Annotated in this window: 9 protein-coding genes and 2 pseudogenes; 4 read left to right on the top strand and 7 right to left on the bottom strand. The window is 63.1% G+C overall.

From position 1 onward, the window contains the following. Positions 1-375 precede the first annotated feature (375 nt). Positions 376-1,557 carry an MBL fold metallo-hydrolase gene (locus AC5WS7_RS40230; RefSeq protein WP_495959918.1) on the top strand — a complete coding sequence of 394 codons (1,182 nt, stop codon included), beginning with the start codon at positions 376-378 and terminating at the stop codon, positions 1,555-1,557. Between the two features lie 368 nt (positions 1,558-1,925). Here the strand turns inward: AC5WS7_RS40230 and AC5WS7_RS40225 are convergent, their stop codons facing one another. The 5 genes and pseudogenes from AC5WS7_RS40225 to AC5WS7_RS40205 form a co-directional block, all read right to left on the bottom strand. Beyond that, a complete protein-coding gene (locus AC5WS7_RS40225) occupies positions 1,926-2,348 on the bottom strand; it encodes a transposase (protein ID WP_495959917.1) in 423 nt (140 codons plus the stop codon). Then, positions 2,270-2,647 (bottom strand): hypothetical protein, encoded by a 378-nt coding sequence (locus AC5WS7_RS40220; RefSeq protein ID WP_495959916.1) that lies wholly within the window; start codon positions 2,645-2,647, stop codon positions 2,270-2,272. Before AC5WS7_RS40220 ends, AC5WS7_RS40225 begins: the two co-directional genes overlap by 79 nt. Positions 2,648-3,001: 354 nt before the next feature. Further along, a complete protein-coding gene (locus AC5WS7_RS40215; RefSeq protein WP_495959919.1) occupies positions 3,002-4,894 on the bottom strand; it encodes an acetolactate synthase large subunit in 1,893 nt (630 codons plus the stop codon). A gap of 331 nt (positions 4,895-5,225) precedes the next feature. Then, a pseudogene (locus AC5WS7_RS40210) lies at positions 5,226-5,441 on the bottom strand (2-oxo acid dehydrogenase subunit E2); the annotation flags it as partial. A gap of 77 nt (positions 5,442-5,518) precedes the next feature. Then, on the bottom strand, positions 5,519-7,867 hold the full coding sequence (locus AC5WS7_RS40205) for a thiamine pyrophosphate-binding protein (protein ID WP_495959915.1): 2,349 nt from the start codon (positions 7,865-7,867) through the stop codon (positions 5,519-5,521). A gap of 264 nt (positions 7,868-8,131) precedes the next feature. On the opposite strand from AC5WS7_RS40205, the gene AC5WS7_RS40200 reads away from it, so the two are divergent. From AC5WS7_RS40200 to AC5WS7_RS40190, 3 genes and pseudogenes are all read left to right on the top strand, one after another. Next, positions 8,132-8,608, top strand: a complete 477-nt coding sequence (locus tag AC5WS7_RS40200) for an Lrp/AsnC family transcriptional regulator (RefSeq protein WP_495959914.1) — start codon at positions 8,132-8,134, stop codon at positions 8,606-8,608. A gap of 356 nt (positions 8,609-8,964) precedes the next feature. Further along, a complete protein-coding gene (locus AC5WS7_RS40195) occupies positions 8,965-12,294 on the top strand; it encodes a protein kinase domain-containing protein (protein WP_495959913.1) in 3,330 nt (1,109 codons plus the stop codon). A 128-nt stretch (positions 12,295-12,422) separates the two neighbouring features. After that, positions 12,423-13,678, top strand: a pseudogene (locus AC5WS7_RS40190) (IS3 family transposase). Between the two features lie 44 nt (positions 13,679-13,722). Here the strand turns inward: AC5WS7_RS40190 and AC5WS7_RS40185 are convergent. Continuing rightward, positions 13,723-14,172 (bottom strand): transposase, encoded by a 450-nt coding sequence (locus tag AC5WS7_RS40185; protein ID WP_495959912.1) that lies wholly within the window; start codon positions 14,170-14,172, stop codon positions 13,723-13,725. Beyond that, positions 14,136-14,393: hypothetical protein (locus tag AC5WS7_RS40180; protein WP_495959911.1), on the bottom strand; the 258-nt coding region annotated here is incomplete at its 5' end. The genes AC5WS7_RS40185 and AC5WS7_RS40180, both read right to left, overlap by 37 nt.

Genomic DNA, 14,393 nt, shown 5'->3' with positions numbered 1-14,393 from the left:
GATGGTGATCAGCATGCGTTCGCTGGCAGGGCTCGTTTCGACAGCGGTGGGAGCGATCCGCGTTGCTAAGGTCGTAGTCCTCGAGCTCGTAGCTCTCGTACCTGAGCGCGTTGATCAGCCTCGTTTTTGCGCCTCGGTCGAGCCGACGCTGTAGGCCATGGTCAGCTCGACGCTTGCAGCCTCGTGGCCCTGCTTGAGCCCGGTAGAAAGGTTCGAGCTCGGTGAGCCCGGCCTCGCGGGTCCGTTTGATCGAGCAGCCCCCATGTCCGCGCCTCTCACCCACGAGCCGGGACGCTCGTCACCCGCATCTCCGGCCCACCGCTGCGAAACGATCACACGAACTGGCATGTCCAGAAGCATGCCCGAGGAGGACGCATGACCAGCTCACCGCCACCATCACCGAACACGGCCTGCTGTGGCACCGGGATCGGCCAACTGGGCCAGGCCGACCAACCCAGTGCAGGCCAATCGCGGCGCTCGTTGCTGCGCCACAGCGCGTTGGCCGGTGTCGCCTTCGCCGCGCCCGGGGCTGTGGCCTCCTGCTCTCGACCCCCCGCCGGGCCACCAGTTGACAGCACGGCCAAATTTCGGCTGATTCTGCTGGGCACCCAGGCGGGCCCGCCACCGGTGCCTGACCGTGCCGGGATCAGCACGGCGTTGGAGGTGGACGGTGCCACATATGTGATCGACTGTGGGCGCGGAGCAGTTACCCAATACCAGCGCGCCGGACTCAAATACGGCGCGCTGCGCGGTATCTTCCTGACCCACCTGCACGCCGACCACATCGCCGACTACTACAACTTCTTCCTGCTCGCCGGAATCACCGCCATGCCTCACGGTGACGAAATACCCACGCCGGTGCCGGTCTACGGTCCTGGCCCGGCTGACGGACTAGCTCCGGCCTTCGCCGATGTCTCGGCGCCGGTCATCATCAATCCCGCCGGCCCCACTCCCGGTACCGCAGCGCTCACCGACGCCTGTCACGCCGCCTACGCCTACAACAGCAACGTCCTCATACGTGATGTCGGCATGCGTGATATTCGCGAACTCGCCCAGGTCCACGAGATCACGCTGCCGAACGTTGGTGCGACCTACGTTGACCGGGCACCGGTGGTAGCGCCGTTCCCAGTCATGGAAGACGACCGGGTGCGGGTAACCGCCACCCTGGTGCCACACGGGCCGGTCTTCCCATCGTTTGCCTACCGCTTTGATACCGAGTACGGATCGGTCACCTTCTCCGGTGACACGACCCCGAGCGACAACCTCGTCACGCTGGCTCATTCCACCCAGGTCCTGGTTCATGAGGCCATCAGCGATCCGGTCGCGGTCGGACTTCCCCCGGCAGTGAAGAACCACATGCTCCAGTCACACACTCTGGTCGCCGATACCGGCGGGATCGCCCAACGCGCTGGGGCTGGCACGCTGGTGCTCTCCCACATCGTCGACTGGAGCGGACACCTCGACCCCCAGACATGGGCCGGGCAAGCACGACGCGGCTATCGAGGCAAGGTCATCGTCGGCGAAGACCTGATGGTGGTGCCCATAAGTGCCGATTGAGGGCCCTACACGCCGGGTTTGATGACTCGTCCGCGAACTAATCAGCATCCAGGGTCGCCTTGAATCGTTACCTGAACGAGATATTAGGCGCTGCCGAGAACGCATATGCACGCTCGTTCGTGTTGGGTCTGTCCAGCCAGACTCGTACACGCGCTTAATTGTGGGCCGGGAAGTTTGTGGGTGGACCGTGGAACCAACGTTGGGGCCAATGCCGATGAGGAGATGCTCGCGGCGAGATTCCAATTCTGCACAGCGGCAACGTCGTCGGTGTTCTAGAGTTCGGAGCGTTCACTACGACGCGATCGATCGTGTCGCAACGGAGCTACAAGATCATCTCCAGTCTGGGCGTGATCGCGGCTAGTGCCGCGTCACGTAACGTTGGGTAGGTAGTCTGGGCGGCGGATTTTCGAGCCGACGGCGAAGTCTCGGATTGGTCGGGTGTGCTGGTTGCGCCAGCGGACGTAGTCACCGATCGCCGCATCCTGCTCGGCGTGGGTGCGGTGGTCGGTGCCGTTGAGCGCGAAGTACCGCAAGGCCGCGAACTCGCATTCGATCCTGTTCAAGCAGGACGAATAGGTCGGTGGGAACACCAACTCGATCTCGTTGGCGGCGCACCATTCCCGCGCTTCACGGTGCTTGTGGACCGAGTAGTTGTCCAAGATCAGATACAGGCGCTCATCCGGCCGGCGGGTTCGCAACGATTTCACGAATGTCAGGAACTCGATCGCGCGTTTGCGGTCACGGATCCGGTAGTACAACTGCCCGGTCCGAAGGTCCAGGGCACCGAACATGTGCCGGACCCCGTGATAGCGGTGGTAGGTGCACGAAGGCGTTTCGGCCGTCCGGCCTGCGCCCAGCCTCGACCGGCGCGCGGTTGCAGGTTCAACGGCCCGAACTCGTCCACGCAGATCACGCGGCCGTCGGCGGGCGGGTGGTCGTAGAGGTCCAGGACCCGGTTCATCTTCTCCACGAACTCGGGATCGTTGCTGGCTTTCCAGGTCTTCGTGGCCTGCCACGACACCCCGCCGGCCTTCAAGATCCGGCGCAGCGTTTCGCGGCTGATGTCGGCGATCCCGTTGCCCCGCAGCATATCTGCCAGCTTCGACAGACCCCAGGTCGAGAACGGCCACCCCAGGTCACGGGGACAGCACCGAGCGATCTGACAGATCCTCTTCACGCGTCGCTCGATCGGTCTTCGCTGGTCTGCCCCCGTTCCATTGTGGGTTGAGTGCGCCCACACGGGAGTGTCGAGGTCTCGACGTAGCACTTGCGGGGCACCCCGATCCCGACCAGGAAATGCGTTCCGTGACAGTCGGCATGGCGTGATCACCGACTGGGTTGCCCGCTGCACTTGCGAGACCCGAAGTCCGCGCGGTTGCGGACCGGAAGTCCGCTAGCGACGCGGTCCTAGGGCTTGGCTGCGCGTCTGCTGGCCAACGAGCTGTCAGTCAGGAGCGGCTGCGTCGTCGAACAGGGGCCGGATACCGCGGGCGCCCATGATGTGATCGTTGCTCGCCCCAGCGGCGATCATCGGCCACACAAGCGCGTCATCGCCGACCACGAAGTCGATCACTACTGGGCGGTCGTTGATCGCACGAGCCTGGGCGATGGCAGCGGCAACATCTTCTTCGCGCTCACACCGTATTGCTGTACAGCCGAGTGCCTCGGACAGCAATACGAAGTCGGGGATTCGGCGTGAATGCGTGGCGAGATCGACATTCGAGTATCGACCGCCGTAATGGATTTCCTGGAGTTGTCTAACCATCCCGAGATTGCCGTTGTTGATAAGCGCGACCTTGATCGGGATGCCCTCGATTGCTGCTGTTGCCAGTTCCTGGTTGGTCATCTGGAAGCAGCCGTCACCATCGATCGCCCACACTTCTCGGTCTGGGGCACCGATTTTGGCGCCAAGGGCAGCAGGTATCGCGTAGCCCATTGTTCCGAGTCCGCCGGAGTTCAACCAGGTGCGGGGGTATTCGTAGTTGATGTAGTGAGCTGCCCACATCTGGTGTTGACCGACGCCGGAGGTGAAAATGGTCGCCGGTCCTGCTGCTCGCCCGAGTGCCTCGATAACGAACTCCGGTGACAGCGCCCCGTCCGCGGGCTTGTCGTAGCTGAGCGGGTAGGTCGTCCGCATACGGTCGAGATAGGTGGTCCACTCGGAGAGATCGGGTGGCGGCGCGTCGATGCGCGCTACTTGCAGAACCGAGATGAGCGCTGTCAGTGCTTGTTTGCAATCGCCGACGATCGGCACGTCGACGGACCGATTCTTGCCAATCTCCGCGGGGTCTATATCGACGTGGACAACGCGGGCATTAGGGGCGAAGGATGCGGCTTCTCCGGTTACCCGGTCATCGAAGCGAGCCCCGAGGACAATGAGAAGATCACTTTTCTGCAGGGCGGTTACCGCAGCGACGGTGCCGTGCATGCCGGGCATGCCGTAGTGCAGGTGGTGGCTGTCGGGAAATGCGCCTCGGGCCATCAGGGTAGTCACGACTGGGATTCCAGTCATTTCGGCGAATGAGAACAACTCGCGCGAGGCCTCTGCCTTGATCACCCCGCCCCCGACGTAAAGGACCGGCCGTTCAGCCTCGGCGATGAGCCGGGCAGCGGCCCGGATCTGTTTCGGATGCGGGTTGACGATCGGACTGTATCCCGGCAGCTTCAGGCTCGGCGGCCAGGTGAAGGTGGTTCGAGCTTGGAGGACGTCTTTGGGGATGTCGACGACGACGGCGCCGGGGCGGCCGGTGCCAGCGATGTGGAACGCCTCGGCGAGGGTCCGTGGGATGTCGTGTGCGTCCGTGACGAGGAAGGTGTGCTTGGTGATCGGCATGGTGATGCCGGAGATGTCAGCCTCTTGGAATGCATCGGTGCCGATTAGGCCGCGACCGACTTGGCCGGTGATCGCCACCAAAGGCACCGAGTCCATATGGGCGTCGGCAATCGGCGTGACCAAATTCGTCGCGCCCGGGCCAGAGGTGGCCATACAGACGCCGATTTTTCCGGTGGCCTGGGCATAACCGGTCGCAGCGTGCCCGGCGCCTTGCTCGTGGCGGACGAGGATATGGCGGACCTGCTGGGACTCAAGCAGAGGGTCGTATACAGGCAGGATCGCACCGCCGGGGAGGCCGAATACCACATCGACCTCCAGTTTTTCGAGCGTACGCACGACCGACTCGGCTCCGGTTACCGTTTCCGGGGCTGATCGTCGGTCGGACCGGGGGGAGTCGGTGCCGACGGTCGGATGGAAGTGGTGGGCGCTGGCCGTGGAAAGTTGCCGTGGGCCAGAGATCGAGCTGCTCAAGGGTGGGTCCTCGGGTCTTGGTTGATGGGGCAGATGTGCGACTACCGCACCGGAATCTGGCCGAAGGATCTTGAGGGGGGCGGCACGATGCCAGTGGGCTGATCGGAGCTCCGTCGAGCTCTCAGCGGGCGTGCGAGCTTGTCCGTGCAGAATTCGCGCAGCCTGTTTCGGTTCTTGGGGTCGACGGTGCTGTTTGTTGTCTCTAACAGCCACAGGACTCTTTCACAGAAGACCCGGGGGGTGATGCCGAATTCCGGGAGTATGTACTCGTCACCTCCACCGAATCGGTACCACTTGGCAGCGAATTCCAACATGGCAACTTCGGTCGAATTCATCGGGCCTCCTTCGATTGCACGCTGGACCTTCAGGCCATGTCGGCCGTAGTGAAGCCGTGCTCGAGCTTGTTTTTGATTGTGGTGAGGAAGCGGTCAGCGTCGGCGCCGCCCACAATGCGGTGGTCGTAAGAGATCGATAGGTAGGCGATCGAACGCACCCGGAGGTCGAGTTCGCCGTTTCGGCGCTTCGGAACAACTCGCTCCACCACGGCCCCGGTGTCAAGGATGCCGGTTTGCGGCTGGTTATGTGCACCGTCGTCTGGCCCACCGTCTGTTCGATCGCCATGGCGCTGGTCTGCTCCTTGTATTCGCTGCGTCTGGATCAGGGAAGGATGTCGAGAGCCGCTCGCACGATGCTGTCTGTGTCGATGTCGTGGTAGCGATATACGTCCTCGAGGGAGCCGACCTGACCGAACTTGCTCACACCGAGTGCTGTGCTGCGCACCTGATTGATTCCGGCGAGGAATGCCAGGGTGTGGGGATGACCGTCGAGCACGGTGACCATCGGAGTTGCACGATCAGCGGGAAAGACCTGTTCCAAGATCCAACTCTCCCCCGGACGGTGTCCTTGCCTGGCCTGTACTGCCGCGAACAACAGTCCGGGACTCGTGACGCACACGATGTCAGCGGGCACACCGGCCTGTTCGAGCCGAGTTCCTGCCGCGAGCGCTTCGGTCATCACGGCTCCGGATCCGACGATGGTGACGACAGCGCCCTTTCGACGAATCAGCGGGTACCCGCCCGCGATGACTTGCCGCCTCCGCCGCTCCCGGGCGGCTGGATCCGACGGGACCGCGGCAAGTGTTTGATCGACGGGTCGGGTCGACAATCGCAGATAGGCTGACATTCCGTCGGGCCGTCCCAGTCGTGCCAGAGATGCGAGCAGAGCCCACTCGACGTCGAGTGCGAAGGCAAGTTCGTAGCTGACGCAGCCGGGCTGTTCGAGGCCGATCGAAGGGGTTTTGATCGATTGGTGTGCCCCGCCCTCGGAAGCGAGCGTAACGCCGGAGGGGGTGCCAACAAGGATCGACTGTCCACCGGCATAAATGCCGTAGGACCAGGGCTCGAGCGCGCGCTCGACGAAGGGGTCGTAGAGCACCCCGATCGGAAACAATGGCTGCCCCCAGCGGCTCCAAGTCGTGCCGAGCTCGCCGATCAAGCCGACGAGATTGGTCTCGGCGATACCCAGCTCCATATGCTGGCCCGTAGGCCGTTCGTTCCAGTGCATAATTGTTTCGGCATCGTCGGCGAACCAATTGTGACGTTCGTCGGCGGACCAGACGCCGACCTTGTTCACCCAGCCGCCGAGGTTGGTGGTCGAGCTGACGTCGGGGCTGACGGTCACGACACGCTGCGCAGCATCAGGCGCCTCGCGAGTTAGATCCAGCAGAGCACGCCCGAGCGCGGCTTGCGTGGTGGAAGTACCTTTGGGCGTGCGGCCAAAGTCGGTGGGAAACGCGATGGACGGCAGTGCAGGAATCCGATCACGGCGCAGTCGGGCGGCTGTCGAGGCGCAAACGCCAGCCAGTGCGCTGGTGTCGGGGAATCGTCCCCACGGCTGTTGTGGGTCCATTCCGAGGTCCGCGGCAAACCCCGCGTACTCCTCGATGCTAAGCAGAGCGGAGTGGTTCTGGGGGTGTCCTTCGGTGGGCAGGCCGTAGCCCTTGATCGTGTAGGCGATGATCACGGTTGGGCGGGTGTCGTCGATCTGCCGATAGGCCTCGATCAACGCTGGCAGGTCATGACCGCCCAGGTTTCGGATCGCTGCAGTGAGGGTCCGGTCGTCGAGTGTGGCGATCAGCGCGGCGATCTGCTCGCTACCTGCGCCGATGCCGGGGAGTCGGATGCGGACCTCGTCGGCGCTGCACCGCAGTAGCCGCTGATACTCTGGATTGGCCATCTCCAGAATTCGCATGCGCAGTGCATCGCCGCCGGGCTCGGCGAACAGTGACTCCAGCAGACGGCCGAATTTGACGGTGATGACCTGCCAGCCGGCGGCATCGAACATCTTCTCGAGCCGGCGTGCCGCGATATTGGGCACCACACGATCCAGAGACTGGCGGTTCAGGTCGACGATCCACACCACTTCGCCCAGATCGGCGACGCCGGGGTCCAGGATGGCTTCCCAGACCGCGCCCTCATCGAGTTCGGCATCGCCGACAAGCGAGTATTGACGGCCTGTGCCGGCCCCGCCCACATGGCTGTCGACGTAGCGGCGGGCCATCGCACCCCAGATCGGCGCCGTTGCCCCAATGCCGACCGACCCGGTGGAGTAATCCACGGTGTCGGGATCTTTCGATCGGCTCGGGTAAGACTGCAGGCCGCCGAATTCCCGCAACGTCGTCAGATATGCTTCGTCGAGTTCGCCGAGCAGATAGTTGATGCTGTGTAGCACCGGTGAGGCATGCGGTTTTACCGACACTCGATCGTTTGGGCGCAGCTGTTCGAACCACAGCGCAGTCATGATCGAAACCATGGAGGCACACGACGCTTGATGGCCGCCGACTTTCAGTCCAGTCGGGTTGGGCCGAATGCGGTTGGCGTGATGGATGATCGAGGTGGACAGCCACAGCACGCGCTGCTGAATCGCTTCGAGCAAGTCGAGATCCCAGCTGCCGTCGACGGTGGACGCCACAGCGTTGATGTCCGGCGTGGCGGGGGCGGAGTTCATTGGCCTCTCCTTGCATACGTAAAGCTGGGCGGCGCAGCAGGGAACTGCGGCGGGAGTTCTGATACAGCCGTTCGGCCGGAACTTGTGAGTGCGGTCGAACTATGACGGAGCGGCGCGGTGGGAACCCGATCTGGTGTTCGTCCGGCTTCGATCCGAGTTACTGTTATAACAGTGCATCAGGCATTCGGGACTGCGCAATCCCCGCGGCCGAGATTGATCAAACTGCACGCGAGCAGGGTCCCGGAAGAGAGGATGGTGAGCGATATGACAACAACACACAAGGCCGACGAAATCGACGCTCGGTTGTTGCTGGCGCTGGCCGAAGCGCCGCGCGCCACCACGATTGCGCTTGCTGAGCGCACGAAGTTGTCCCGCAACACTGTGCAAGCAAGGTTGTCCAAGTTCGATCGGTCTGGTGCTCTGCTCGCCTTTGAGCGCCGAATCGATCCGGCGATTCTGGGGTATCCGCTGCAGGCGTACATCTTGACCAATGTCACTCAGCGAAAATTGGCTGGCGTCGGCGTGGCGCTCGAGGGCATCCCAGAGGTGCTCGAGGTAGTGGGACTCAGTGGCATAGCGGACCTGCTCATCCAGGTGGTTGCGCGCGACGCGGACGATCTCTACAGGGTTGCCGGAGACATCCTTGGTATCAAGGGTGTCAAAAGGACGACGACGGCGCTGGTCATGCGCTGGATGGTGGACTATCGGGTAAAGCAATTGGTAGAGGAAGTCGCTGACTGAGTGCCGCAGTAGCGGTACAGCTCGACAAACGATCGCGTCGGCTTCCGAGGTATCGGTTTCGATCAGCGCTCGCTTGGTAGTATTGAGCTTCGGCAGCCCGTGTCATTACGGCGACCTGTCGCGCATCGGCTTCGTAGCTGTCGATCAAGTTCCGCCGAGCCGAAGGCATTCCAGCCCGACTTGCCGCGTTCGCGTACCCATATCCGGGCCTGGGTGATAATCCGTGAAGCGCGCAGTTGCCAAAGATATCCTTATGGCAAGATATCCTCAGGTGATCGGCATGTTGCATCCTCGACAGGTAGACCGTCCGGACCGTGTTCCCGCTCCCGTCGGACTGACGGCGTGTGGCCACTCGTATGGTTGAAACTGATCCGCGCGATACGCAGCGCGCGGCCGAAGCGGTCACGGCGGAGTTGAGTGCGGCCGGGCTAGAGGACGCCCACGAGATTGGCCGCGGAGGATTCGGCGTTGTCTACCGTTGTCGACAGCGTTCATTGGATCGCACCGTAGCGGTGAAGGTCCTCACCGCCAGCTTCGACGAAACGAACCGCGCCCGGTTCGTGAGAGAACAGCTGGCGATGGGCAGGCTCACCGGACACCCGAACATAGTTAATGCTTTGCACGTCGGTGTCACCGACAGCGGCCGCCCCTACATCGTAATGCCGTTCCACGAGCAGGACTCCCTCGATGCACGGATTCGCCACCTCGGGCCGCTGTCGTTGACGGATGCGCTCCGCCTCGGGGTCAAGATGGCGGCGGCGGTAGAGACCGCACACCGGATCGGCATCCTGCACAGGGACGTGAAACCCGCGAACATCCTGCTCACCGATTACGGCGAACCTGCACTGAGCGATTTCGGCATAGCCCATGTTTCGGGGGCCTTCGAGACCGGTGCCGGCGCCGTCACCGGCTCACCGGCCTTCACCGCCCCCGAAGTGCTCAGCGGCGAGCCACCCAGCCCCGCCTCGGACATCTACAGTCTCGGCGCTACCGTGTTCTGCGCTGTCACCGGACACGCCGCATTCGAGCGGCGCAGCGGTGAGGACATCGTCGCCCAGTTTCTGCGGATCACTACCCAGCCGATCCCGAACTTGCGTGAACAGGGAATTCCCGACGATGTGAGCGCGGTCATCGAACGAGCCATGGCCCCAGATCCGCTCGAGCGGCCCGCCACCGCCGCAGAGTTCGGTGACGAACTTCGTCGGCTCCAACGTGACCATTGTTTCTCGGTCGACGAAATGGCCCTGCTTGGCACAGTGGGTGCCACGCAGCGCGATCTGGGTGCGGTGCCGTCCCGTCCAAGGCGCGCGGAGGCCATCGCGGCTGCGCCCAAGCTATCGACGGTGCCTGTCAGCCTAACCTCGCCGGACAACCTTCCTCTCACACTGACGAGTTTCGTTGGTCGCCGTAACGAGCTGACCGAGGCGAAGAGTCTGTTGTCGGTCTCCCGGCTCGTGACGTTGACCGGTATTGGTGGTGTCGGCAAGACTCGTCTTGCGCTGCAGGTTGCTACCGATGTCCGGAAGAGATTTGCCGACGGGGTGTGGTGGGTCGAACTGGGCAAGTTGCAGGACGGGTCGCTTATAGTGGACACGGTAGCCGCCGCCCTCGGAATACGAGACTGGGCTGCATGCCGACTCGACGACGTGGTGGCGGACTTCCTCGCCCCCCGGAACTCGCTGCTCGTACTCGACAACTGCGAGCAAGTCGTGGATGCGGCCGCTGCGCTGGCGCAGTTGCTGCTCCGCAATTGTCCAGAGCTGCGGATCCTGACCACTAGCCGCGAACCCCTTGCCGTCGGTGGGGAAGCGGTACTGCACGTGCCGCCGCTGACCGTCCCCGACCTGGACCGTGCGCCAACTCTACGTGCGCTGCCCCGCTACGACGCCGTGACATTGTTCGTGCAGCGGGCGGCCGCCGCACTGCCGGGGTTCGAGCTCACCGAGCAGAATCGGGTCACTGTGTCGCGAATCTGCCGACAGGTCGACGGCCTACCCCTGGCGATCGAATTGGCGGCAGCACGATTACGGGCGATGTCCCCTGAACAGATTCTTGAGCGGCTCGCCGACCGGTACACATTGCTTACCTTGGGCAACCGCACGGCGCCGACACGCCAGCAGACACTGCGGCTGTCCATCGACTGGAGCCACGATCTGTGCACGCAGCGAGAACAACAGGTATGGGCCCGGCTGTCGGTGTTCGCAGGCAGTTTCGAACTGGACGCGGCCGAGGGCATCTGCGCCACGGATTTGACTCCGGAAGAGTTGCTCGACGTGGTGGCCTCACTGGTCGACAAGTCGATCCTGATCCGGGAGGGCGTAGGCCCGGTGGTGCGGTTCCGGATGCTCGAGACGCTGCGGGACTACGGCCGGGAGAAGTCCGAGCAGTCCGGCGAGCATCCGGAACTCCGACATCGGCATCAGGATTGGTACCAGCGGTTGGTGTTACAAGCGGAAGCCGAGTGGATAGGCCCTCAGCAACGGGAGTGGATCGCCCGACTGGAGCGGGAACGACCGAACTTGCACGAAGCAATGGAGTTCTGTCTGTCCGGACTCAGCGATGACCCCACTGCAGGATTGCGAATCTCCGCCGCCTTGTTCCAGTTCTGGCTCTCACAAGGCCTGCTCGGCGAGGGACGGCACTGGCTCGACCGCGCCCTGGCCTACCAGCCGGGGCAGCCGAGCGCAGCACAGGTCGATGCGCTGTACGCAGACAGCGTGCTGGCCGAACTACAGGGCGCGATCACGTCAGGAGCCGCCAGGGTCGAGGAGGCGCAGGCCGTGGCCGAGCAGGTGATGGACCCACGGGTCGACGCGCGCGTTGCCCACGCCGAGGGGCTCTTGGCCCTCTACAGCGGCGATAATTCCCTCGCTTGCACGCGCCTGGAGCAAGCTCTCGCGGTGTTCGGCGCTCGCGGCGACCTGTCCGCCCGCGCTGACCTGTTGGACCGGGTGTGGATTCTGGTCATGCTTGGGCTCGCATATGAATTGCAGGGAGATGCCTCTCGGGCCATCACCTGCCATCGACAGGTGCTGGATATTACCGAAGCTCATGGGGAATCGGTTTTTCGGTCGTACTCTCTATGGGCTATGGGGGTGGCGGTCTGGCAGGAAGGTGATTGCGCGCTAGCGGCTCGGTTACTGGAAAACTGTCTGCGGCTGACCCGCTTACTGGACGAACCGCTAACTGCCGCGGTGACTTTGGAGGCATACGCATGGGTCGCAGCCGACCAGGGCGACACGCAACGCGCTGCTGTTCTACTCGGTACCGCCGAAGCGCTGGGCCGGTCGGTTGGGAGCTCCTCGGTACTGTTCCAGAACCTGGTCGTACACCACGAGAAATACGAGCAGCAGACCCGCCACGCACTCGGTAAGCGAGCATTCGACGCCGCGCTCCGAAAAGGTGTGGCTATGGGCTTCCAGGAAGCCGTCGCCTATGCCCTCGGCGAGCACGCCCCGTCGACATCACCGCCCACTGGTCGTACGACGAGCCTGACCAAACGTGAGAGGCAGGTTGCTGACCTGGTCTCCCAAGGAATGACCAACAAGGCTATCGCCGATAAGCTCGTGATATCGCAACGAACTGTGCATGCCCATGTAGAACACATTCTCACCAAGCTGGCATTCAACTCACGAGCCCAGATCGCGGCGTGGGTCGTGGAACAAGCACAAAATGAGCGGGCTTGAGCTTCGCCTGCACATTCCAGCGAACAACTTTCGAAGTCGCGCGGTTTCGGTAGCGACGAGTCCCGAACTGCCAGGCTTTCGGGGATCGGGATCTTTCCTTTCCAAATGTTCTTCGTACAGCTCGGCCTATCGATAACGACGATCTAACGGCTGTGTGGCTGGTCGTTGATCACCGTGATGACTACGCCATTGAGTGGGCGGTGATGAAGGCGGTCTCGGCCCGGTTGGGGATGACTGCGGAGACGCTGCGCAAATGGGTGCGTCAGCCCGCGATCGACGCTGGTGAGACCGAGGGGGTCTCGACGGATGCGGCGCGCGAGATCCGCGAGTTGAAGCGTAAGAACGCCGAGCTTGAGCAGACGATCGAAATCCTCAAGGCGGCAACGAGTTTCTTCGTGCAGGAGAGCGACCCGCGACACCGTTAGTTTGCGTGCTCATCGCCGAGCATAGGGCTCGGTTCGGGGTCGCTCCGATCTGTCGTGCGCTATGCGCGCACGGCGTCAAGATTGCCTCGAGAACCTTCTATGCCTGGCTGTCGGGGTCGCCGTCGAAACGCCGGTTGTGGGACACCGCAATTACCGAGATCCTGGCCGGGCTACTACGAACCCGACGAGAACGGCCGTCGCAAACCCGAATCGCTCTACGGTGCGGAGAAGATGTGGGGCCACCTCCAACAGGAGGGCGTTCCGGTCGCCAGATGCACTGTGGGGCGGTTGCTGCGGGTCAACTCGTGGAAGGGTGTGGTGCGGCGCAAAGCGATTCGTACTACCGAGGCCGGTCCGGCCAGGTCGCGTGCGGCGGATCTGGTCGACCGGACCTTCTGGGTTTCGGCCCCGAATTTGCTCGTCGTCGCCGATTCACCTACGTGCGGTTGGCCAGCGGCGGGTTCGTCGATACCGCGTTCGTCATCGACGCGTACGCCGGGGCGGATCGTGGGCTGGGAATGCTCGACCAGCAAACAGTCCGCTTTCGTGGAATCGGCCATCCCGCAGGCCGCGGCGTTGCGCGCTGCCAAAGGCGGGCCTGGACCGGGTCTACGATTCATCATTCGGACGCCGGGGCCTGAGAGATACAAATCGGTGAAATTCGGTGAGAAACTGATTCTTTCGCGTCTTCGTCCATCAATAGGCTCTGTGGGGGATGCGTTCGACACGCGCTGGCCGAGACGACGATCGGGCTCTATAACACCGACGCGGTCCGCGACGATTCGCCGCTTCGAGGCGACCCTTTGCAGCGACTGGCTGATGTCGAGCTACTCACCTACGAATGGGTCAGCTGGTTCAACAACTCCCGGCTGATGCACCGGCTCGGCCGCCGACCACCGGTCGAGTACGAAGCCGACTACTATTCGACCTGCTCCCGGCAGCCGGCTGGAGGCAGATAACCGGGTGTGCACGAAAACCGGGAGACCTCCGATTTCTTTAACTGTCAAGCGGCGGTGGATTTTTGGGGCTCAGGGCACGGCCCATCGAATGCTTTGGCTGGGTCGTAAGTCTGGCGGGTTTGCAGGCAGTGGTGGAGTTGTCCGAGCACTTTGTTGAATAGGTGCCGGATCGCTGGTGCGTGGTGGCGGTCGCCGTGCTCGCGGTGCTGCCGGTAGTGCCGTTGCCCCGGTCTGGGCAGTACGACCAGAGTGGTGGCCCAGACCCAGCCGACGGCAGCCAAGCGGTCGTTCTTGATCCGCCGATGGGTGATGGAGATGGTCTTGCCGGATGCCCTTGTAACCGGTGCGGATCCGGCGTAGGCCTTGAGCGTTCGCGCATTGGCGAATCGTGTGCGGTCGTCGCCGATCTCGGCGAGTATTCGAGCTCCTGTGAGGTCTGCCAATCCCGGAAAACTCGTTATGATGGCGTAGTCAGGGTGCTTGCGGAACTCCACGGCCGCGGCCTGCTCCAGGTCGTCAGCGCCGTGGCAGGCAGCGTCGAGCATGGCCAGCAGTGCCAGGGCATGGCTTGCTCCACTGGTTTCGGTTGCCGCAGTTGCGGTTTGCGCAGTCCCTCGACGATTTCGGTGGCGAGGCGATCGATACCGCGTTGACGCCCGGCCCGCCGCCCGTCGATGCCCAGGTCGTAGGACCTGATCAACGCCGTGAGTGTGGT

The sequence above is a fragment of the Nocardia sp. PLKS1-43 genome (genome assembly GCF_059510335.1).
This window is presented reverse-complemented; position numbering and strand designations above follow the sequence as displayed.